The 22,652-nt window shown below is 68.4% G+C and carries 14 protein-coding genes and 4 pseudogenes; 8 read left to right on the plus strand and 10 right to left on the minus strand.

The window, feature by feature from the left end; all coding sequences use genetic code 11:
- Positions 1-497: 497 nt before the first annotated feature.
- Positions 498-1,748, minus strand: a complete 1,251-nt coding sequence (locus ACZ5TL_RS15965) for a poly(ethylene terephthalate) hydrolase family protein (protein WP_468590279.1) — start codon at positions 1,746-1,748, stop codon at positions 498-500.
- 227 nt (positions 1,749-1,975) lie between these two features.
- Positions 1,976-2,401 (minus strand): annotated as a pseudogene (locus ACZ5TL_RS15970) (exo-rhamnogalacturonan lyase family protein); the annotation flags it as partial.
- Positions 2,402-2,594: 193 nt separating this feature from the next.
- On the opposite strand from ACZ5TL_RS15970, the pseudogene ACZ5TL_RS15975 reads away from it, so the two are divergent.
- From ACZ5TL_RS15975 to ACZ5TL_RS15985, 3 genes and pseudogenes are all read left to right on the plus strand, one after another.
- A pseudogene (locus ACZ5TL_RS15975) lies at positions 2,595-3,031 on the plus strand (DUF2264 domain-containing protein); the annotation flags it as partial.
- A 251-nt stretch (positions 3,032-3,282) separates the two neighbouring features.
- Positions 3,283-4,350 (plus strand): LacI family DNA-binding transcriptional regulator, encoded by a 1,068-nt coding sequence (locus tag ACZ5TL_RS15980; RefSeq protein WP_468590280.1) that lies wholly within the window; start codon positions 3,283-3,285, stop codon positions 4,348-4,350.
- Positions 4,351-5,026: 676 nt separating this feature from the next.
- The gene (locus ACZ5TL_RS15985) at positions 5,027-6,502 is read left to right on the plus strand and encodes a GDSL-type esterase/lipase family protein (RefSeq protein ID WP_468590282.1); all 1,476 of its coding nucleotides are present in this window, start codon (positions 5,027-5,029) and stop codon (positions 6,500-6,502) included.
- On the opposite strand, the gene ACZ5TL_RS15990 is transcribed toward ACZ5TL_RS15985, so the two are convergent.
- The 6 genes and pseudogenes from ACZ5TL_RS15990 to ACZ5TL_RS16015 form a co-directional block, all read right to left on the minus strand.
- Positions 6,486-6,962: a hypothetical protein gene (locus tag ACZ5TL_RS15990; protein WP_468590283.1), complete on the minus strand. Its 477-nt coding sequence runs from the start codon at positions 6,960-6,962 to the stop codon at positions 6,486-6,488. The genes ACZ5TL_RS15985 and ACZ5TL_RS15990 overlap by 17 nt on opposite strands.
- A gap of 8 nt (positions 6,963-6,970) precedes the next feature.
- A pseudogene (locus ACZ5TL_RS15995) lies at positions 6,971-7,554 on the minus strand (transposase); the annotation flags it as partial.
- A gap of 62 nt (positions 7,555-7,616) precedes the next feature.
- Entirely contained in the window at positions 7,617-8,507 is an 891-nt protein-coding gene (locus ACZ5TL_RS16000) for a carbohydrate ABC transporter permease (protein ID WP_468590285.1), read from the minus strand.
- Complete coding sequence (locus ACZ5TL_RS16005; RefSeq protein ID WP_468590527.1) at positions 8,504-9,448, minus strand: carbohydrate ABC transporter permease; 945 nt, start codon at positions 9,446-9,448, stop codon at positions 8,504-8,506. The genes ACZ5TL_RS16000 and ACZ5TL_RS16005 overlap by 4 nt, the downstream gene beginning before the upstream one ends.
- Before the next feature lie 8 nt (positions 9,449-9,456).
- Positions 9,457-10,875, minus strand: coding sequence for an ABC transporter substrate-binding protein (locus ACZ5TL_RS16010; RefSeq protein WP_468590286.1), 1,419 nt, complete (start codon positions 10,873-10,875; stop codon positions 9,457-9,459).
- Between the two features lie 159 nt (positions 10,876-11,034).
- Positions 11,035-11,925: an AraC family transcriptional regulator gene (locus ACZ5TL_RS16015; protein ID WP_468590287.1), complete on the minus strand. Its 891-nt coding sequence runs from the start codon at positions 11,923-11,925 to the stop codon at positions 11,035-11,037.
- Between the two features lie 91 nt (positions 11,926-12,016).
- On the opposite strand from ACZ5TL_RS16015, the gene ACZ5TL_RS16020 reads away from it, so the two are divergent.
- The 5 genes and pseudogenes from ACZ5TL_RS16020 to ACZ5TL_RS16040 all read left to right on the plus strand — a co-directional run bounded on the left by ACZ5TL_RS16020 (position 12,017) and on the right by ACZ5TL_RS16040 (position 19,989).
- On the plus strand, positions 12,017-14,164 hold the full coding sequence (locus ACZ5TL_RS16020) for a tetratricopeptide repeat protein (RefSeq protein WP_468590288.1): 2,148 nt from the start codon (positions 12,017-12,019) through the stop codon (positions 14,162-14,164).
- A gap of 128 nt (positions 14,165-14,292) precedes the next feature.
- Positions 14,293-16,551, plus strand: coding sequence for a beta-galactosidase (locus ACZ5TL_RS16025; protein ID WP_468590290.1), 2,259 nt, complete (start codon positions 14,293-14,295; stop codon positions 16,549-16,551).
- 425 nt (positions 16,552-16,976) lie between these two features.
- Positions 16,977-17,108: pseudogene (locus tag ACZ5TL_RS16030) on the plus strand (alpha/beta fold hydrolase); the annotation flags it as partial.
- 49 nt (positions 17,109-17,157) lie between these two features.
- The gene (locus ACZ5TL_RS16035) at positions 17,158-18,072 is read left to right on the plus strand and encodes an amidase family protein (RefSeq protein WP_468590291.1); all 915 of its coding nucleotides are present in this window, start codon (positions 17,158-17,160) and stop codon (positions 18,070-18,072) included.
- A 198-nt stretch (positions 18,073-18,270) separates the two neighbouring features.
- Complete coding sequence (locus ACZ5TL_RS16040) at positions 18,271-19,989, plus strand: SpoIIE family protein phosphatase (protein ID WP_468590293.1); 1,719 nt, start codon at positions 18,271-18,273, stop codon at positions 19,987-19,989.
- A 186-nt stretch (positions 19,990-20,175) separates the two neighbouring features.
- Here ACZ5TL_RS16040 and ACZ5TL_RS16045 read toward each other — a convergent pair whose 3' ends face one another.
- Positions 20,176-20,550, minus strand: coding sequence for a hypothetical protein (locus ACZ5TL_RS16045; protein WP_468590295.1), 375 nt, complete (start codon positions 20,548-20,550; stop codon positions 20,176-20,178).
- On the minus strand, positions 20,547-22,259 hold the full coding sequence (ctaD, locus tag ACZ5TL_RS16050) for an aa3-type cytochrome oxidase subunit I (RefSeq protein WP_468590296.1): 1,713 nt from the start codon (positions 22,257-22,259) through the stop codon (positions 20,547-20,549). Before ctaD ends, ACZ5TL_RS16045 begins: the two co-directional genes overlap by 4 nt.
- Between the last annotated feature and the right edge of the window lie 393 nt (positions 22,260-22,652).

Here is a 22,652-nt window from a genome sequence, read left to right on the forward strand (position 1 = left end):
CTTTTTCTTTTTTTGTGTTCTTCCAGGGGGGGGTGCCGCCGGCGCGCTTTATCTTTCTTTCCCCCCCCCCCCCCCCCCCCCTTTTCCCCCCCCCCCCCCCCCCCCCCCCCCCCGCCCCACTCGCTATGCCACCAAGACAGGATGGCCGTCATGCGTCGTGGTAGCCCTCAATCGCCGCCCCCTTGTCCCGGCAGCAGATGCCACCCCTGCGACTGTGCAATTCGCCATATCCCACAGGGAGAGCGCAGAAATAGGGCCTACCACGAGGCGAACGGTCTCGTCCGGGCCGTTCGTGAGCCGGACGGTCACTCCAGCCGCCCCGGAAGCGATCAACAGGCGCGCCGGTATTCGCAGTCGAGGCTGCTCGAGCACCGCCGCCAACGGCAGGAAGTGGAGCCGAACGACAACCGCGATCAGCGGGGGAACGAGGTCGCCACGACCTGCCCGCTTGTCCCGCACGAAACGAAGAATCGGGCATCAGGTCTCATACCGCCCTCTCAGGGGGCAGGGGGTTGCCGGTCCCAGGTCTGGTTGGGGCCGTTGTGGCAGGTCCAGACGTTGACGGTGGCGTTGTTGGCGGTGCTGCGGCCGCTGACGTCCAGACAGAGACCGGATTGGACGTTCGTGACCGAGCCGTTGGCGTTCAACGTCCACTTCTGCATGTCGCCGCCGGTACACGAGTTGATCACTGCCCGGCTGCCCGCGCTGCCGCCCGCTTCCATGCACTTGGCGTTGCCGTAGACACGCAACTCGCCGGCCGCCGTGTGGGTCCAACGCTGATTGGCCGCCCCGTTGCAGGTGTAGATGATCAGCCCGGTGCCGTTGGTCTGGGCGGCGGCTGGGACGTCCAGACACCTGCCGGAATCGGCGCCGACCAGGCTGAACGACGAATCGGTCGGTCCGTCCGGGTCAAGCGGGCAACTGCTGCGGTACGCCTTGACACCGGTCCAGTCCATCAGCGGGCACATGAACTGGCTGTAGCGCGTGTCGTGGTCGACGAAGATCTTCAGCCAGGGGATGACCTTGCGCATCATCACCGAGTTGTTCGAGGTGGGGAAGCTGTGATCGGCGTCGGACAGTTCGAGGTACGCCCGCTCCGTCGAGGCCGGAATGCTGTTGTAGAGGCCGCGGGTGCTGGCCGGCGTGGTGACCGTGTCGTTCTCGCCGGCCACCAGCAAGGTGGGGACCCGCATGTTGTCCAAGTCCCGCGACGGGCTGTACGGCGCCAGCCCGACCGCGGCCTTCAACGACGGTCGCTGCAGGGCCGCGTACACGGCGCCGCCGCCACCCATCGAGTGGCCCATCCCCGCCACCCGGCTCGCGTCGACGCGGTCACGCACCGGACTGCGCTGCGTCAGGTAGTCCATCGCCGCCAGCAACTGGGTCCCCCGCGAGGTCTCCCGGTCGTTGCGGTTGATGGTGTCTATCCCGATGACCACGAACCCGAACGACGCCAGCCAATGCCCCATCCAGGCCCCTTCAGCTGCCCAGGTGGCGGTGTAGCCCGGCACGATGGCGACCGCGCCGAACGTGCCCTGGCTGGTGTCGGTCGGGTAGTAGATCACCCCGCCGCCGAAGCCGTTGCCCCGTGGCACACTCACTTGGGCGGTGGCGAAGCTGCCCCGCGAGTCCGCGACACCTTCCCTGGTCGGATCGGGACCCCGCTGATACGAATTCTCATCCGCCGACGCCGGGTGGGCTACCACGGTGGCGATAAGGAGCCCGACGACGGCCGCGAGCGCGGCCATGGTCAGTTTCCTCGCCCGGCCTGGCGATCGGGTCTGCGTCCGGCCGTGCGCATGATCTCTGCGCATGATGTACCTCCTCAGGTGTCGGGTTCGGTGGGCATCGGAGATCGGGATGCCCTCCTGACCGCTGTGGGTGGTGTTAGGTGTTGGGGCCGATTTCCGTGTAGTCGACGTTGGAGCAGTCCTGCTGCTGCGGTCGGGTCGAGCCGGATGGTGTTGTTGCCGGAGTAGGTGTCCTGGCCCATCCCGCCGTGGTAGAAGCGCAGATCCATAGGTGTGGCATCGGGCGGCAAGAGCCAGGTCGTCACCTCGGCGGTCTTCCCGGCCGCGCCGCGGATGTCGAGCTGCGTGGGGTGCGGCTGCCGGAAGTCGCGTATGCCGAAGGCGAGCCCGCCGCTGATCCCGCCGACGCAGCCGAGGCCGGACGCGCGGCCGCCGGTGCCGGCCTGGATCCAGCCATAACCAGTGCTGGTACGTTTGCGGACGCCGAAGCAGCGGTCGGATAGCCGGCGCGGGCTGTAGTCGCCCCAGGCAGGCACGAGGTGCAGCCGGCTGCTCACCCGTGTATCCCAGGCGGCCAGATCGGGGGTTGCGCGCCCGGCGACCTGCGCCCGCCGCACCGCTGCGCCAGGGTCGCGGCGCGGGTCGCTGATCACTCGGTGCGGCGGCCGCCTGCCGTGGTGCGCGCAGTCCGCTCGCCGCACCGGTCACCGCCGCGCCGACTGGAACGGTGCGACGGGATAGTTCGGGCCTCATTGCCCTCCACCTGTCCCCGGTGTTGAAACGCTTACTGTCGCGCTACCGCAGTGGACCAAGTATGTCTTGGTCATGTCAAGACTCATTGTCTACGCCGGGTGGGCCATGCACCTGTACCCGTCGCTGTGGGCCAGGGTGTCCGGCGACCGGTAGCACGGGAGGTGTACCGCGAGCGGCTGCGCCTCTTCCTGCAGCAGTACCAGCACATGTTCGCCGGTGACGTTGCGCCGGAGCACCAGGGGCGGTCGCTGTGCTACCGGTACGCCGGCGTCTCACCGCTGTGGCTGGGCGAGCTGACGGATGCGACACCGCTGCCCGCCGGCCGTTCCCGACGGATCGCCGGCGGCGTGCTGCGGCACTTCGCCGAACACGGCGTGCCGGACGAGCGCGGACTGTTCGGCCTCGGGTGGTACGACCGTTTCCTGCCCGCCACCCAGCACTACTCCGGTCCGGCCTCGCCGTACTGGGCGGGCAAGGCGTTTCTTGGACTGCTGCCCGCGGATCATCCGGTCTGGACGGATCAGGAGAGTGCCGCGCGATCCCGCCGCACTGCGCGTCGGTCACCGCGTCCGTCGACGGCGACGAGGTCACGCTGCGGCTTGCCGGACGGGGAGCGGATCGAGGTCCTGCTCGGTACCAGGGTCAGCTACGCGCGCTACCCAGTGGAGGGCGAGCCCGTTCGCTGGCCTCAGAGGCCGCCGCTGACAAGGTATAAAGGATATGTAACCGTTTCCTCAACGATGCATCCGATACCGTGGTGACGGGAAGGCCGATCAATATGGCGCGACGGACTGGCGAGCCTGCCCACGGCAAACAGCGGTCCACGATCCGCGAGGTGGCGCGCCGGGCAGGGGTCTCCGTCGCCACGGTCTCACGAATCCTCAGCGGCGACTACCCGGCCTCACCCGCCACCCGCGAGCGCGTGATGCACGCCGTCGAGGAACTGGACTACGTGGCCAATGCCCACGCCCGCGCTCTTGCCGGCGCGCCGGCCAAAAGCCTCGCCATCGTGCTCAACTCGGTGATCTCACCGGCCTATGCGCAGATCGCCCAGGGCGTGGAGGCGCAGACCGCCGCCGAAGGCAGGCTGTGCCTGGTCGGCACGACCGGCGGCGACCCCGAGCGCGAGCTCGCCATGGTGCAGTTCATGCGTGAGCAGCATGCCGAGGCGGTCATCCTGGTCGGCAACGTGGTTGCCGACGAGAAGTACCACAGGCGCATGGCCCGGTACGCGCAGGCCCTTGCCGCCAGCGGGTCCCGGCTGGTGCTGTGCGGCCGCCCACCGCTCGGCACCGATGTGCCCGCGGTCGTCGTGGAGTACGACAACGACGGTGGCGCGTTCGCGGCGACCAGCCACCTGCTGTCCGCGGGACACGAGCGGATCCTGTGCCTCGGCAGCCGTCCCGGCTACACCACCGCCGATGGCCGGGTGGCCGGGTACCGCCGGGCGCTGGCGGCGCACCGCGTGCCGCACGACCCAGCGCTGGAGGTCGAGGGCATGATGATGTGGCACGAGGGTTACCGGATGATGAAGGAGCGGCTGGCCGCCGGCCCGCGCGACTTCACCGCGGTCTTCGCCCTCAACGACCTCATCGCCGGCGGTGCCGTCCGGGCGCTGGCCGAGGGCGGGCTCCAGGTGCCAGACGATGTGTCGATAGTGGGATTCGACGACCTTCAGCCATCGCTCGATCTCGACCTCACCACCGTGCACCTGTCCCACGAGGAGGCCGGGCGCACCGCGGTGCGCCTCGCACTGGAGCACGAGGAACGCGGCGGCGCACCACCGCACGTCCTCCTCGGGACGCACCTGGTGATACGCAATTCGGCCCGTCCCCGCGTGTCCTGACGACCTTGCGTCGGTCAGTCGACCACCCACCGCTGGACGGAGAAAGGACCCCTGACTGTTGCAGGTCCACTGCCGGACTTCGGCACCAGGCTCGGTGCCCCAGTTGTGGTCGTCCAAGCGCGGCGCGTCAGGATGTCGGACGTCCACGTTGGTGGCGACGTAGTAGTACTGGCCGTCGTGCTGGACCAACGTCGGGTCGGCGCGGTTGGACCTCGGCACCACTGGATTGGTGAACGAAGGGCCTGCGGCCGCCTCCGCGCGGTCCTGGCGCACCACGATCATGGACAAGGGCGACGATCAGCGCGGCGACGAACGGCTGGCGTCGCCGACCCGCACCGCGCCGGTGTTGGCCAGTGCTCACGAGGTAATGCGCTTACATCCACCACTCGATGATTGCTGCCGTCTCCCTTGACAGCTGCCCGCTTCTTGTTTAGTAACCGTTTTACGTCGGCTTCGTCACCGAAGGAATCCATCCGTGCCGGAGCGCCTGTCGCGGTCTTCGCCATGCACCCGTGGGCGCTGCCGCCGGGCAGCGGCGATGTGGAATGGGGCGGGCCGAAGATCCGGCGGCGCCCCACCCCACCATGCCACCTACCAAGCTGGCCCTCTTGCTCCGCCGGCCAGGCAAGCTGCGTCCTGTATTCCAGGCGATTCGATCACTTTTCGGAGGTCCATCATGCGCTCGTCTAGGCGGCGTGTGTCGCTGCTCTGTGCCGGACTCGCCGCAGCATTGGCCAGTGCCGGACTCCTCACCAGCCCCACGGTGGCCGCCGCCGCGGCGGAGACCCGTTACGAGGCCGAGACCGCCCCGGCAACCTGCGACGGCACCATCGACACGAACCACTCCGGCTACTCCGGCACCGGATTCTGCAACGGCGACCAGGAAATCGGCGCCGCAGCCCAATTCACCGTGAACGCCCCGGAGGCCGATACCGCAACGATCACCATCGGCTACGCCAACGGCTCCACCACAACACGCCCTGCCGATCTGATCGTCAACGGCGACACGGTGCTGTCGACGTCATTCGCGCCCACCAGCGGTTGGAGCAACTGGACCACCACAACCTCGGTCGTGCAACTGAACTCCGGTGACAACACCATCCGGCTCAACCCCACCAGCACCAACGGCCTACCCAACATCGACCACCTCGACATCGAACTCGGAGACGCCCCACCACAGCCACCCGGCTGGCCGCGGGAGTGCGTCCGCAGTTCGCCGATCGTGTGCCACTTCGACGTCGCTCCCGGCAACTACGAAGTCACCGCATGGATCGGCGACCGTGACACCGCGGGCAACACCTCGATGTCGGTGGAGGCCCGCCGCCGCATCCTGCCCGCGGTCAACACCGCGGCCGGCACGATCACCAAGCACACCTACACCATCAACGTCCGGCAGCCAGAGGGCCAACCGACCGGCCAAGGCGGGACGGGTAACCCCGGACTGGACGTCACCTTCGCCGGTTCGGCGCCGAAGCTGTCCGGTCTGACGGTGCAGGCGGCGAACGACCCGCTGGTGGTGTACCTGGCGGGTGACTCGACGACGTGTGACCAGATGCTCGCACCGTGGACCGGTTGGGGGCAGCTCATGCCCACGCACGTGTCGGCGGGCGCGGTCGTCGCCAACTACGGCGACTCCGGCGAGAGCTCGGGGAGCTTCCTGCGCAACTCGAAGCTGTTCCCGACGATGAAGCCGCTGATCAAGAGGGACGACCTGGTATTCATCCAGTTCGGACACAACGACAAGTCCACGTCGGCATCGGCGTACCGCAGCAACCTCACTTCCATGATCAACCAGGTGCGGGAGAGGGGTGGCGACCCCGTTCTGGTCACGCCACCGGTACGGCGGCACTTCAACGGCGACCGGCTCACTCCTACCGCGCGACATGTCAACGGCATGGGCGTCGACCTGCCGGCGGAGATGCACAGGGTCGGCTCCCAGCTCAACGTGCCGGTGATCGACCTGACCGCCAAGAGCAAGGAGCTGGTGGAGTCGCTGGGTCCGAACGCCTCCGCCAGGCTCTACCTGCGCCAAGAGGAGGACGGGTACAAGGACAACACCCACTTCTCCGAGTACGGCGCTGGAAGGATGGCGGACCTGGTCGTCGAGGGAGTCCGCGAACACAACCTGTCCCTGGTCAGCTACCTACGCTGACAAGTAGACAGCGACGAAGGAGTCGACTACGGCCGAGGCCGGGTGAACAAGCCTGGCTCGGTCTCGGCCGGGATCCCGCGGTCGGCCAGCCGTTTGAGCTTGAGGCGGGCTTGAGGCGGACGTTGTTGATGTTGTTGGGCGCGACCGCCACGTCCATCGCCTCGCGCGCCTGTCGCGCACGCAGCGGATGGTCGGCCGCAGTGAACACCGCCATGATCTGCTGGCAGGCCGGATGGTCCGGCAGTTTCGGTGCCGGCGGCGCGGGCGGTTGCGGGCCGGGCGGTGCCAGCAGTGTCTTGTGGGTGATCCGAACTTCTTCGGCGGCCCGGCCGAGTTCGTCGAGCTGTGTGGTCAGCTGCGTGATCTGTTCCCGCGTCGTCTCGGCCTGCGCGGTGATCTCGCGTTCCCGCTCCTCCAGCCGTGCCAGCACCGCGCCGAGCGTCAGCTCCCCGCCGGTCATGCGGTGCGTCAGGCGGGCACGGTCGCCGAGGTCAGCCGACGCAGTATCACCGCGGTCATCGCCCAGTACACCCGCGACTGCGAACTGCGGGGCAGATGCCCGTAGTCGCGCACCAGCCTGCGGTGCAACATCAAGATCCCATAGGCGGGTTCCACGACCCACCCCTTGGCCTGGGGAACGAACCCCGTATGCGCGGGATCGCGCTCCACGACCTCCACCTCGATGCCCACCTTTTCCCCGTGCGTGACGGCGGCGTTCTTGAGGCCCTGGTCGACCAGGGCCTTCTCCACGGCGTCGGTGTCGGCGGCGACCTTGTCCAGCAGCGCGATGCCGACGGCGTTCTCGTGCGCAGACGCGGCCGCCACGACTACCGCGATCACCAACCCCAGAACGTCAACGGCCAGGCCGCGCTTGCGGCCCGGTACTTTTTTGCCGCATCGCGCCCCGTCGACTCAGCGGGCACTCCGGCCGCCGCGTGCACGCTCTGGGTGCCGAGCACCACCAGGTTCGGGTCCGCCTTCCGACGAGCCATTTCCCGCACCTGCCGGCGCAGCAGGTCGTGAATGGTCTGGCCGATGCCCTTGTCACGCCACGTGTTGGTACACGGGCTTCGATGTCACCATCGGCGACCGCCAGAACCAAGGGTGTCGAGGATTATCCCTTCAAGCCCGAACTGACAACGCCGCGGATGAAGTAGCGCTGAGCGAACAGGAAGACCACCAGGACGGGTACCACGTAGAGGGTGGCGGCGGCCGCCTGCACCGTGGCGTCGGGGTTGCCATGAGGGTCGAGGTAGAACGAGGCGATAGCGACCGACAGTGTGGTCTGGTCGGGATCGAGGAACAGGGCCGGGGCGATCCAATCGCCCCAGGTCCAGGTGAACGAGAGCAGAAAAGAAGTCAACAGCGCGGGCCGGGACAGCGGCAGGAAGATCTGCACGAAGATCCGGCCGTACCCGCACCCGTCGATGATCGCCGCCTCCTCCAGTTCGGCGGGGATGGCGGCGAAGAACTGGCGGAACAAGAACACCAGGAATGGCGACGCCGCGAGGCCCCACATCACCCATGGCCAGTACGTGTTGACCAGTCCCACCCTGGCGAACAGCACGTACGTCGGGATCAGGGTGAGGATCTGCGGCAGCATCATGGTGGACAGCACCAACACGAACAGCGGGCGTTTGCCGCGCCCACGCAGGCGGGCGAAGCCAAACCCGACCGCCGCGCTGGACAACGTCACAAGAGTCGCGAACACGAACGACAGGAACGCCGAGTTCCCCAGGTATGCCGGGAAGTTGATCTCGGTGAGGGCCTGCGTGAAGTTCCCCCACTGCGGTTCCTCCGGCAGGATCTTCGCCGGGATCGTCACCCATTCCGCCTTGGTCTTCAACGCGGCAAGCACAAGCCAGACGAACGGACCAACGAAAAATACCGCGAGTGCCATCAGGATCAGGTAGGTGCGCGCCGCGTTGCCCCGACGGCGTGGCCGGCGCCGGGTAGCCGGCCGTGTGCTGACGGCGGGCGGCGTGGCCTCGGTGGTCTGCGTCATCGTTCAGCCTCGCTGTCGACCTCGTAATGCACCCACAGCCGGCTGGACCGCAGCACGATGAGCGTGACGACCAGGATGACCAGGAAGAACACCCACAGCATCGCGGAGCCGTAACCGTAGCGATTGTTGGCGAAGTACTCCTCGTAAACCTGCACCATGAACACGTGGGTGCTCTCCGGCACGTGAGTCACCTGGCCGACCTCACGCGTCTGCGCCAGCAACAGCGGCTGAATGACGATCTGGAAGGTGAAGATGATGCCGGTCACCACCTGGAAGAAGATGACCGGCGAGATCATCGGAACGGTGACGTGCCGGAACACCTGCCAGCGGTTGGCGCCGTCGGTGACCGCCGCCTCTTCCAGTTCAGCCGGTACGCCCTGCAGGGCGGCAAGCATGATCACCATCCCGCCGCCGAGTCCCCACAGGATAAGGATGACCAGCGCGTAGAACGCGTTCGGGTCGACCAGCCAGGTGATCGGAGGGATGCTGATCAGATCCAGAATCTCGTTGAGGATGCCGGCGTCCCGGTTGAAGATCAGCTTCCACATGATGGCCGTGGCGACCACCGGGACGACCGATGGCAGGAAGAAGATCGCGCGGAACAGTCCGACCGCCCTCAGCCGCTGATTGAGCAGCACCGCCAGACCGAGCCCGCCGGCCACCATGAGCGGCACCGCGATCGCAGTGAACGCGAGGGTGCGGACCAGGCTGGCGAGGGCATCCGCGTCACCAAAGAGCTCGGCGTAGTTGCGCAAGCCCACCCAGCGCCAACGCGGGCTGCGACCGTCGAAGTTGGTAAAGCTGATCGCTAACGCGTAGCCGAGCGGTAGCGCCGTGAGCAGCACGAAGCCGAGCAGCCACGGCGAGACGAACAGGTAGAACGTCCGGCTGGAGTACCGCTGCCAGCCTTTCCTGCCGCCCCGCGCCCTTTTCGTTGCCATGGCGGCCACTAGCCGATCTGCTCCTTGCCCTGCTTCAGCTTTTTGTTGATCTCGTCGGTGATCGCCTTGCCTGCGGCCTCGACGGTGACCTCGCCCTTGATGGCCCGCTGAAGGTGCTTGTCGAGTACGGGGTCCCATGCGGTGGCGCCGCCGATGTAGGGAGAGTCGGGCAGTTGCCCGGCGTACTCCAACTCGGCCTGCTGCGTCTGATAAACCTGCTTCTGGTACGGCAGTTCCTGTGGCATCAGCTCCAGCTGCGACTCCAAGGCCGGAATGCCCCAGCCGCTCTTGGCTCGGTCCTCCGACGGCTCCCCGGCCATGAAGTACTCCATGAGCCTCCAGGCCTCGGCCTTGTGCTTGGCCTTCGCGGGGATGTAGGCGCCCCAGCCCGCGTACGTCGGGCTGATCCGGTTGTCGCCCATCACCGGCGCGGGCGCCATCGCGATGTTGTTCTTGATCTCGTCGGACTCTTCGACGAAATTGCCGCCGTACCAGTAACCGTCCTGGGTGATCGCCATCCGCTTGGCGAGGAACAGCGACAGGTCGGCGCCGTCCGGCGCCGGGTCCAGGGAGGTGGGACCGACGCCGGCCTTGGCGAAGTCGACGTACCATCGCAGCGCTCGCAGGGCCTCCGGCGTGGTCATGTCGGTCTCGGTCAGGTCCGCGCTGTAGACATCGCCGCCCTGCTGGAGAATCATCATCGAGATCGGTGCGTACAGGTTCCATGCCCATTCCAAGCCGAGGCCGTAGACCTGAGTCTTGCCACCGCTCTTCTTGGTCAGCTTCTTCCCGATCTCCAACAGCTCGTCGTAGGAGATCGGCTCGGTCGTGCTCAGTTGCTCGATCTTGGCCTCTTCGAACAGCGCCCGGTTGTACCAGAGCGTCGCGTCCTGGCTCCAGTCCTTGACGAGCCCGTAGTACGGGCCACGGCCGATCTGCTTGCCGTCCCACCGGAAGCTGTCGTTGACAGGCAGCAGGTCTTCCTTGTTCAGCACGCTGCTCTTGTCCAGGTACGGGTCCAGCTCGGTGGCCAACCCCTGCGCGTTGGTCCGTGCGCTGCCGACGGCCGGCCCGCGCACGAGGTCCGGCGGCTCGTTCGAGGCGAGCATCGCGTTGAGCCGGGTGCCGTCGTGCTCAATGAAGCTGATCTTGATATCGGGGTTCTTGGCCTCGAAGTCGGCGATCTGCTCCTTCGTCAGCTCGTTGTTCTTGTACATGACGGTCAGGACGGTCTTGCCGTCACCGGACTCCGTGCTGGCGTTGCAGGCTCCGAGCAGCGGCACGGTCAACGCGCCACCGGCCAGCGCCGAACTGGTGAGGAAGCGGCGCCGGCTGATGCGTTGGCCTGCCGGCAGCGTGGGGGGCTGGCTCGCGGCGCCCGCCGGAGCGGTGCCGGTCAGCTGCGTGCGGCGGGGAAGCTGAGGCACGAGCGCTCCAATCGAAGGACGCATGAAAACGCTTTAACAATTGGGGACTCGGAAACTAACCCCACACCTGAAAGAGTGTCAATACAAACGGTTAAACTTTCGATCGCTGCGCCTACCGGCTGGCGCCGTACCGCAGCGCCGGGTAGGCGACCGACGCGATCACGCAGGGGGACGAGGAGCGTTTTCCTCCTTGGCGCGACGGCGGAACTCGCGCGGGCTGACGCCGTTGACGGCGGTGAAGTGACGGGAGAAGTAGAAGGGATCGGGATAGCCGACGGCGGCAGCGATCTCAGCCACGCTGTGGTCGCTCGTGATGAGCAGCTGACGTGCCAGGGACATCCGCAGGCGCTTGACGTATTCGGTGACGGAGAAGCCGGTCACCGTGCGGAACCGGGCGGAGAAGTGTGAGGTGCTGTACCCGGCCAGGGCGGCGAGCGCGGGCAGGTTGACGGGCGCTGCGAGATGCGCGCGAAGGTGGTCCTGTACGCGGGCGACAGGCTCCTGGGCCACCCACCGTACGTCGCGTTCGGCGGCCAGTTGGGCGAGCAGGTGCCACGCCGCGCCGGCGGCTGCGGTGAGACTCGCGGCCGTCTCGTCGCGAGCCAGGTCATCGCAGATGCTCTCCACGAACGCGAAGGCACGCACCGGGTCGGCCATCGGGGCCCTCGGTGCGGCAACCGTGAGGCCTACGGCGGCAAGGAGGTCGGGGACGTCATCACCGGTGATGTGCAACCACCAGCTCGACCACGGCTCGGCCGCGACGGCGTAGTAGCTGTGGGGTACCCCCGCGGGAATGATCAGTACCTCGTTCGGACCCACGTCGTGCTTGACCCCGGCAAGTTCGCACCAGCCGCTGCCGTCCGCGCACATGATCACAATCGTTTCGCCTGCGCCGGCCGGCCGAGATCGACCGTGCATCGCCGCATGCGGGAAGTATCCGGCGTCGGTGACCAGCATGCGTGAGGTCGGCTTGCGCTGCTGTGCTTGGTTGACCAGAAGTCGAGGCAGCACGTGCAGTCTCTGACCAGGAAAGCCGTCGCGCAGGCGCATCGCGCAAGTCTAGTGAGGATCAGAGAATCGTCCAGGTTGGCAGTCGATCCCTGCATTCCGAACGCCCTGGCACGAGCCTAGCGTCTGATCCGTGCTCGCACCTGACTTCGATCTGCCGCAACGTCCGCAACGCCTGGTGGACGCACCGGTGGCGACCTGGGCTGCACCGGTCACCATCCCGACGTACCTGCCCGAGTCGCCCTGCCGATACCCCGCGTACCTCGATCGCCGGGTTTATCAGGGATCTTCTGGCCGGGTGTTTCCTTTGCCCTTTCATGATCGAGTTGGGGAGGCCCGCACCGACCGCCAATGGTTGGGGCTGCATCTGGAGAACGCCTACCTGCGCCTGCTGATTCTTCCTGAGCTGGGTGGGCGGATCCAGGTCGCGGTCGACAAACGGACCGGCTACCCGATGTTCTATGCCAATCCGGTCATCAAACCGGCGTTGGTCGGGCTCGCCGGGCCATGGTCGGCGGGCGGGGTGGTGCCCGGGTGCACGCCGACTACCAGTCGTTCTTTCCTTCCGACGTCTCCGTGGTCGCCGATCACGCGAAACGGGCGATCAGCACCTTTCCGGTGGCAACGGGCTCGTATTACGGGGTCGACTATCCGAGTCGGCGCGACCTGGACAGCCGCCCGGACAGCCCGCGCCGCGTGCCGGGCGACCGGCTGGACTGGCCCCGCAACATCCCGGTTCCGACGTCGTACATGTGCCTTGGCTCGCAAGGGGACTTCTTCGGCGGCTACGACCATCGGGCCGACGCCGGTGCTGCTGCGCCGCGTGGAGCACATCGCGCAGGCCGAGCAGTTCCTCGCCTCGCCGAGACGCTGGCGCTTGACCCGCTGGACGTCTGGGCGCTGCATCTGGCAGGCCGCCTGGACACCACCCGCGGCCACACGGAGGCGCAGACGCTGCTCGACCTGGCGGTCGAATACGCCCGGATCGGCGAGTCGCGGACCGCATGGAAACTACTCGACGACACCCGCGCCGCAGATGCGCATCGCCCGCTCGGCCAGACGGCCTGCGCGGTGGTCGCCGACTACCACGCCGCGGTGGCCGCGGACCGCCTCGGCGACGCGGCGCACGCGGCTGCGGCGCGAGCCCGCGCGCTCAGGAGACCGCACCTGGAACTTCCTCTCCCGCCTCGACGACGTCGCTGCGCTGGAGGCCGCGCTGGCGGCCGACCCTGCCGACGCCACAGCGGCCGCGCTGCTCGGCCACTGGTACTACGCCCACAACCGGGTCGACCACGCCATCAGCCACTGGCAGCAGTCGGTCGCCCTCGATCCCTCCGACCCCGTGGTGTGGCGCAATATCGCGGTCGCCTCCTACAACCACCGGCACGATCCGCAGGCGGCCACCGCGGCGTATGAACAGGCGGTGCGGCAAGCACCGGGAGATGCCCGGCTGTTGTCCGAGTCCGACCAGCTGTTCAAGCGCATCGGGGTGCCGGTGGATGTCCGCCTCCACCGGCTCGAGCAGTTTCCGTCGGCGCTTGTCGAGCGGGACGACCTGGCGGTGGCGTACGCCCAATTGCTGGTCACCGTCGGCCGAGCCGGCGAGGCCCTCGAGATGTTGGTAAATCGCCGTTTCCAGCCGTGGGAGGGCGGAGAGGGCCAGGTGCTGCGGGCCTGGGAGCGGACCAGACTGTCCTTGGCGGAGCAGGCATTGGCACGCGGCGACACCGCGGCGGCCGTCACGCACGTCGAAGCTGCGTTGAACCCACCCGGGTCGCTCGGTGAAAGGCGCCACCCACTGGGCAGTCCGGCCCGGCTGTTCCTGGCGATGGGCATCGCCCTGGACGCGGCAGGAGATCACCACAACGCGAAGCGGTACTGGCGGGAGGCTGCCGCATCGCGAGGCGACTTCGCCGAGATGAGCCCGTCGGACTTCTCGGAGAACACCTACTACTCGATTCTGGCGGCTCGCCGGCTGGGTGAGTCCGAATACGCCGACGAGTTGATGACCGGCCTGGCCCGGCATGCCGAGCAGCTCGCCCGGACACCGGCCGTCATCGACTACTTCGCCACCTCGCTGCCGTCGCTGATTCTCTTCGACGAGGATCCGCAACGACGCCTCGACATCACGGTCCAGCTGCTTGGTGCACAACTTGCCCTGCTGGCAGGCGATCCCGTCGCCGCAAGGCATCAGCTTGACGCCGTGCTTGTCGCCGATCCCGGTCACGAGCCGGCCCGAGACCTCATCAATCAGCTCGAAGCAGCCGGGGGCCTGCGATGAGTTCCGTCCCTGTTCCCACCGTCGGCGCGCCCAGGCCACCTGCCGCTTACCGCATCCGCCATCGCCCGTCACCCGCCGCCGAGCGCGTCGTGACTTCGGAGGCAAGCGATCCTGCGTCCGGGTTGGTCGTGACCAACCGATCGCTGCTGCGCGACGGCCGCCGCTGGTTTCCCATCAGCGGCGAGATCCATTTCAGCCGGCTGAACCGTGAGCGCCGACGGCTGGCTCTCGAACTGCTCCGGGCCGGCGGAGTGAACCTTGTCTCGACGTACGTCTTCTGGAATCACCATCAGCCCCTGCCGGACTCCGACCCCGACTTCACCGGCGATCGTGACCTCGGTGCGTTCCTCCGGCTGTGCGCCGCCGAGAGGCTCCCGGTGATCGTCCGAATCGGACCGTGGTGCCACGGAGAGGTTCGCCACGGCGGCCACCCGGACTGGCTCGTTGCCAAGCATGAAGCGAGGCGAACCGACTCCGCCGGATATCTGGCCGATGTCGAGCGGTACTTCGGCCACCTCGGCCGCGAGCTCGGTCCGCTGTGCGCGCCCGCAGGGCCGGTCATAGCGGTCCAGATCGAGAACGAGTTGTACGACAATCCCCGGCACATCCGCACCCTCAAGGCGATGGCACAGGCCGCGGGCATCAACCCACCGCTGTGGACAGCCACCGGCTGGGGCAATGCGCAACTGCCGATCCCCGAGGTCTTCCCGGTGTACTCCGGCTACTCCGAAGGGTTCTGGGTGGACGCCCACGAGGGATGGGACGACTCGTTCCGCACCCACTTCTTCTTCACCGACCAGTGGGACGATCCGGGAGTGGGCAAGGATCTCGCCGACGCCAACTGGACCGGCAAGGCCGGGCAGAAGCACTCCGACCTGCCACCGGCCACCTGTGAGCTCGGCGGCGGCATGGCCGTTGCCTACCACCGCCGGCCCGTCCCATCCGCTCTCGACATCGCCGCGGTCGCGCACGTCAAGCTCGGCAGCGGTTCGGTGTGGCAGGGCTACTACATGTATGTCGGCGGAACGAATCCGGACACCGCCGACGGGCTGCAGGAATCGCATGCCACCGGCTACCCGAACGACCTGCCCAGATTCAACTACGACTTCGGCGCCCCTGTCGGTCGCGATCTGCGGGTGCGGGAGAGCTTCCGCCGCCTCGCGCAGCAGCACAGCTTCCTCGAGGCCTTCGGCTCACGGCTGGCGGGCATGGTGACGACTTTCCCCGAAGACGCCGCCAGCCCGGCGAACCGGGACGACCGGCGACTGCGCTGGTGCCTGCGCAGCGACGGCACGGAGGGCTTCGTCTTCGTCAGCAACCACCAGGCAGTCGAGCCCCTCGCCACCGTGCCCGGTGTGCGATTCGCGATCCGGCTGGATGACGGTGCACCGGTCGTCTTCCCGCCGCAGCCCGTCGATGTGCCGCCCGGTGCGTTGTGGTGCCTTCCGGTCGGGTTGTCCGTAGGCGGGTTGCGGATCCGCTGGGCCACAGCCAACGTGCTCACCGAGCTGACGGCCGATGACGGCACCCCGATCCTGGTCATGCACGCTCACCCGGGCCTGCCGGCCCAGGTGTGTGTCCCGGGCAGCTACCAGAGCACGGCGCACGCTGAGCGTGCCGACGGGCAGCTGGTGGTGACCGTCGAGCCGGGCGGCGCGGCCGTCACCTTCACCGCACCAACAGCCGGACGGTTCCACGTGCTCGTGCTCGATCCCGACCAGGCGTTACGGGCCTGGACGCCGACCCTCTTCGGGCGCCGCCACCTCGTACTCAGCGACGCCGAGATCGTGACCAGGGACGGCGCCCCGCTGGCACTGGCCGAAACGGCGGGAACGGTCGAGGTCTTCGACACGAGCACGAGGAGCTGGCGCCGGCACACCATTTCCGTGGAGTACCCGGCGTCGCCCGTGGAGGTCACCCTGGTCCGGGGCGCTTCCGGTAGGCGAGGTGTTCCTCGGTCGTTCAACGGCCGCGCAAGTGCCCCCACCCGGGCCGAGATCCGCGAGCACGGCAGCCGGTACCAGCTGACCATACGGTCCATTCCCTACGATGCCGAACGGGCGGTGCTCCGTGTCACCCTGGTCGGCGACGTCGCACAGATCAGCCGGCCCGACGCGGAACCGTTCGACGACCTGTTCTGGTGCGGCGAGCCGTGGACGATCGACCTCGCCGGATTCCGCGGACAGGACGAGGTGACCCTCCACCTCGACGTCACCCCGGTCCGTCAAGGCCCGGACGTCCGGCTGGCCCCCCACGCCGAGCGACTGGCCAAGCAGCGCGGTTCGGTCGCAGCGATCGACACCGCAGAACTACTGCTCACCACGACAGTCGACATCACGCCATTCGTCAGCACAACCAGCGGCAGCGTGCCACCTAGCCGGTTGTGACAGCCGGTGCCGGTGGCGGAGGCGTCGTCGCTGAGGGTGAATTGGACTGCCGCGCCGACAGCGTTGTCGCCGTTACAGAACCACGCGCTGTAACTGTGGGGTTCGTTCATCGGCTCGAAGTGGACCAGGCTGTCGGAGCCGTACTGGGGCAGTGATGGTGTTCCACATCGAGTCGAAGGCGGACATGTCGGTGATCCGGCCGCCGGAGGCGGCTGTGTCCTCCCAGTAGGCGAGTCCGCACTGGTCCCCCTGGCGCAGACACCACCAGGCGACAGCCCGACGCAGCCACTACCGACGACGGTCCACCGATGAACTCGCTTGACTAAGCACCACAGTTGCCTGGTAGGACACTTCCAGCATCTCCCTTGATCGCGAGGGAGACCGCGCCGGTAAAGTCGGCTGGACGGTACCCCCTGGGGGAAGTGATGACGGCAGCGGATGCAGTGCCCATAGTCTTCGTTCACGGGACGCGCTTCAGCGCGGGGCAGTGGAGCGTGCAGCTTGCTGCACTCCGGGACGAATTCCCGGTAGTCGCCGTCGACCTGCCCGGCCATGGGGAGCGCTCGGCTCAAGCCTGGAGCCTGAACAGGGCGACAGAGATCATCGTTGCCGATCGACAGGGTCGACCCGGCCCAGCGGCGCCGCTTCCGTCGCATCTCGATCCGGCTCTACCGCCGAGCCGTCGAGATCCGGGACGGCCGGTTCGTGACCCGCCAGTACCTCGATGCCGCCGTCCGCGAGGCCAGCGAAGCCCGTCACCGGGCCCGAGGGCTTCATGGACAGGAGCTGCCCGCAGCCACATCCCCGCCCGCCGGGATGGATCACCAGCAGCGACATGGTCACCCCGGCCTCCTGGCCCGCCACCCCCGCGACCTCGACCTGCTCCTCGCCGCACTGACGACACCGTCACCCGACGGGAACAACCCCTGGAGCGTCACGCTGCCCACAGCGCAGCGCCCGATCGGCCAGCTCCGTGTGGCGGCGTGGGCCGACGACGCGAGCTGCCCCGTCGACCGCAACATCGCCGATGCTGTCGCCTCCCTCGAAGGGACACTCGCCTCCGCCGGCGCCAGTGTCCACCGCACTGCGGGGTCGGTCGGCTTCGCCGAATCCCGCCGCCTCTTCGAGCAGGCCGCCACCGACGATGCCGCCGACGCGGCCGAACTCGCCGCCGCCCGTGACCTGCACACGGACGACGCGAGCACACAGGCCGCCATCCTCCGCCACCGCACGCAGACACACCGCTCCTGGCTCCGCGCCAGCGAGGAGCGCCTCCGGCTCCAGCAGACGTGGCACCGGTTCTTCGCCGACGGTCAGTACGACGTCCTCATTACGCCCGCCGCTCCCACCGCGGCGATCCCAGCCGGGAGCCGTTCTCTCACGGCCGACGGCGTCGAACGGAGCTTCTTCGACCAGACCGGCTGGGCCAACCTCACCAGCCACGTCGGTCAACTTCGCCCTGGCCGGCCCCGCCCGAGCCACACACCGGCAGTACGCCGAGGGCGAGGGCCGCACCCCTGAGCGCCGCACCCCTGAGCGCCGCACCCCCGAGGGCCGGGAGTCCGAGGGCCGGGGAGCAGCCCGGCGCGGGCACTCCGGTGGCCGCGGAGCCGGGCCGCCGGGTGACGTGGATTTCCCTCGCGCTTGGGCATACGGGGAAGGCAAGCCAAGCACCATGCCGGTGGACCGGGTGCCGGCGCGATCAGCAAGGAGGCCGCGATGGTGGGGCCGGAGGGTACGGAGACCGTTCGCGGGGGGCCCTTGCCGGCGGTTTCCGCGGTCATGACCGGCGTGCTGGAAGCCATCGGCGCCGGCGCCTACGTCGTCGACGAGCAGGGCTGCATCCTCGCCGTCAACGCCCGCGCCGAGCACCTGGTGGGCCGGACCGCCCGGGAACTCCTCGGCCACGACGCGCACGACCTGCTGCACCGCGGCCCGCAGGGGCAGCCGCTGCCGCGCACCCAGTGCGGCATGCGGCAGGCGTTCCACGCCGGACGCACGGCCCAGGCCGACGAGGACTACTTCGCGTGTGCCGACGGTTCGCTGCTGCGCATCTCCTGGCTGATCACCCCGTACGCCATCGGCGACCTGCAGATGGGCACGCTCGTCGTCTTCCACACCCCCGAACATCCGCAGGACGTCGGCCCGCAGCCGGAGCCGTCGGCCCAGCCGCTGTCGGAATTGCACCGGCTGGCCCTGCTGGCCGAGACCACCGCCCAGCTGACCTCCACCCTCGACGTCGACGAGGCGCTGCGGCGGCTGGTGGCCCTGGTCGTGCCCCGGCTCGCGGACTGGGCGATCGTCGACCTGATCACCGAACGCGACGAGGTGTGGCGCACCGTCGTGGTCCACGCCAGCGGTGACACCCTCGTGCACCACGAAGATCTGCAGGGGCCGATGCCGCCGATCTCCCAGGAGTCGCCGATGCCCCTGTCCCGAGCGCTGCGCGGCGTCGCCTCAACTCTGGCGGGCCCGCAGACCTACCAGGGGCCACCGGACTCCGGGACAGCGGTCGAGCAGCGCCGTCTGTTCGAGGCCACGGGGATGCACTCCGCGGCCATCGCCCCCATCCGCAGCACCCGCGCGGTCCTGGGAGCCCTCACCCTGGGCCGCGACGAGAACCCGGCGGCCTTCACCTCCGTGGACCTCCCCCTGATCGAGGACATCGCACGCCGGGCCGGACTGGCGCTGGACAACGCCCGCCTCTACCAGCGTCAGCGCATGGTGGCCGAGACCATGCAGAACCATCTGCTGCCCCAGATGCCGGGCGTGCCCGGCCTGGAGATGACGGTCCGCTACCTGCCCGCACCCGACGCCTCCCAGGTCGGCGGCGACTGGTACGACGCCTTCCCCCTGGCCGACGCCTCCACCGCCCTGGCCGTGGGCGACGTCGTGGGCCACGACCTGGAGGCGGCGGCCGGCATGGCGCAGGTCCGCAACATGCTCCGCGCCTACGCCTGGTCGCAGCACGAACCCCCGAGCCGGATCGTCGAGCGCCTCGACGAGGCGATCCAGCACATCACCGACGTCGACATGGCCACCATGATCTTCGCCCGGATCGAGAAGGCCGAGGACGGTCACTGGCGGCTGTTCTGGACCAACGCCGGCCACCCGCCGCCGCTGCTGATCAGCAGGGACGGCCTGGCGAGCTACCTCACCGACGGACACGGCATCCTCCTGGGCACCCAGACGGGCACCCTGCGCCCCGACGCCACCGCGCTGCTTGCGCCCGGATCGACCCTGGTGCTGTACACCGACGGCCTCATCGAAGCGCCCGGCGACACCCTCGACGCGGGACTGAACCGGCTGCGCCAGCACGCCGCCGCTCTGGCCCACCGCCCCCTGGCCTCGTTCACCGACCAGCTCCTGCGCCGTGTCCGCCCCTACGGCAACGACGACGATGTCGCTGTCCTGGCCCTGCGCGTCCCTACGGGCTGATCGGCGCCGATCCCGATCCCGGGCTCAGGGACGGCGTCCGCTCCGCTGCTCGTCCATCGGCATCCGGGGCCCGGCCGCCCGGAACGGCCCCAGCCCCGGGCAGCGCCACGCCCGTTTCGCCCCGGCCGCCACGCCGGTGCCGGGCTCCTGCCCCGTGAAAACGCCCACGGCCGGTGACCGGGGCCGTCAGCGGGTGAGCACACAGGTCAGTGCGCTCACCCCGGCGGCACAGGCGAGGACGGCGCAGGCCCCGGCCGCGTGGCGTCTGAGCAGGTCGCGCCGGAGACGGGCGTAGCGGTCCTCGTACTCCTGCCGCAGCTCGGCGGCCCGCTGGACCGTGCCGAGCAGCAGTCGGCGGGTGGTGCCGAGGCGCTGGCGGACGTAGTGGCCGGTGAGTTCCTCCGCTTGGGCCGTGGTCAGCCACGGCATCCGGGCGCAGAGCTCCTCGGCCTCCCGCCGGGCCTGGTCGCGGTGGGTCCGAGCGAGGAGGTAGCCCTCGGCCTCGTGGGCCAGAGCGCTGCCCTGTTCGCCGGCCGACGCCTCATGTCCGCGGTGTGTCATGGCCGTTCGCCCTTGTGCCCCTCGGCCTCCGTGACATCGCGCCGTCCGGTGTTCTCCGCCTGGTCCAGGCTCGCCACGTACGGGTGGCGCAGGTCGAAGGCGGGCGACTCGGAGCGGATCTTCGGCAGGGTGACGAAGTTGTGGCGGGGCGGCGGGCAGGAAGTGGCCCATTCCAGCGACCGGCCGTATCCCCAGGGGTCGTCGACCTCGACCTTCTCGCCCTTCTGGGCGGTCCGCCACACGTTGTAGAGGAAGGGCAGCGTGGACAGGCCGAGGAGGAAGGCGCCGATCGTGGAGACGGTGTTGAGCGCGGTGAAACCGTCGGCGGCGAGATAGTCGGCGTACCTGCGGGGCATGCCCTCCGCCCCGAGCCAGTGCTGCACCAGGAACGTCATGTGGAAGCCGATGAACAGCGTCCAGAAGTGGATCTTCTCCAGGCGGTCGTCGAGCATCGTGCCGGTCATCTTCGGCCACCAGAAGCTGAACCCGCCGAACATCGCGAACACGATGGTGCCGAACAGCACGTAGTGGAAGTGGGCGACCACGAAGTAGCTGTCGGTGACGTGCCAGTCGAGCGGCGGAGAGCCCAGGACGACGCCGGTCAGGCCGCCGAAGAGGAAGGTGACCAGGAACCCGGCCGCCCACAGCATGGGTGGTTCGAACGACAGCGAGCCTCTCCACATGGTGCCGATCCAGTTGAAGAACTTCACACCCGTCGGCACCGCGATCAGATACGTCATGAAGGAGAAGAACGGCAGCAGCACCGCGCCGGTCGCGAACATGTGGTGTGCCCACACTGTCACCGACAGCCCGGCGATGGAGATGGTGGCGCCGATCAGCCCCGTGTACCCGAAGATCGGCTTACGGGCGAAGACGGGGATGATCTCGGTGATCACGCCGAAGAACGGCAGCGCCAGGATGTAGACCTCGGGGTGGCCGAAGAACCAGAACAGGTGCTGCCACAGGACGGCGCCCCCGTTCTCCGCGGCGAACACCTGGGCGCCGAAGCGCCGGTCTGCCTCCAGTACGAGCAGCGCGGCGGCCAGGACGGGGAAGGCCAGGAGCACCAGCACCGAGGTGAGCAGCACGTTCCAGGTGAAGATCGGCATCCGGAACATGGTCATGCCGGGTGCGCGCATGCAGATGATGGTGGTGATGAAGTTGACCGAGCCGAGGATCGTACCGAAGCCGGACAGCGCCAGCCCCATGATCCACAGGTCTCCGCCGATCTGCGGGGTGCGTTCACCACCGCTGAGCGGGGTGTACGCGGTCCAGCCGAAGTCGGCCGCCCCCTGCGGGGTGAGGAGACTGGCGAGCACGATCAGGCCGCCGAACAGGAACAGCCAGTACGAGAGCATGTTCAGCCGCGGGAAGGCCACGTCGGGTGAGCCGATCTGCAGTGGCATGACGGCGTTGGCGAAGCCGGCGAACGTGGGCGTCGCGAACAGCAGCAGCATGATCGTGCCGTGCATGGTGAACGCCTGGTTGTACTGCTCGCCGGACAGCATCTGCAGGCCCGGCCGGGCCAGCTCCGCCCGGATGGCCATCGCCAGTGCCCCGGCGATCAGGAAGAACCCGAACGACGTGATCAGGTACAGGTGCCCGATCTTCTTGTGATCGGTGGTCGTCATCCAGGAGACGACCACCTTCCCTCTGCCGCGGCGCTCCACCGCGGGTACCGGCGCAACCGGTTCAGTGTGTGTCGCCATCAGTCCTCTATCGGCAGCAGCGATGCGTGACGGGTCATCCGACCGGGAGGAACCTAGCTCTTCCGGTTCGTCGCCCTCGCCCGATGCGGCGTGCCCCTGAGCCGAACGGCGGAATGATCCATTCGACCGGGCGGCGGGGTGAACGCCGTTGGCGCACGACGGCGCGTGACGGTGGCGGTGACGGAGGCGGGGCCGACGCGTCCGGGCCGGCCCGGCGAGAACCTTCATGATCGCGGTCGAGGGACGGCTCGGCGACAGGGCGAGCCCGCGTACCCTTTTCGGTGCAAGCGGTTTCTGCGTCTGTGTCATGGTTTGTCCGCGAGCGGTCGCGGCACTCGGGTAGCACACGCGCGTGCCACTCGCTGCGTGAGGTGCGCCGGCCCGGCGCACCGG

The organism is Streptomyces sp. NPDC033136 (genome assembly GCF_055578235.1).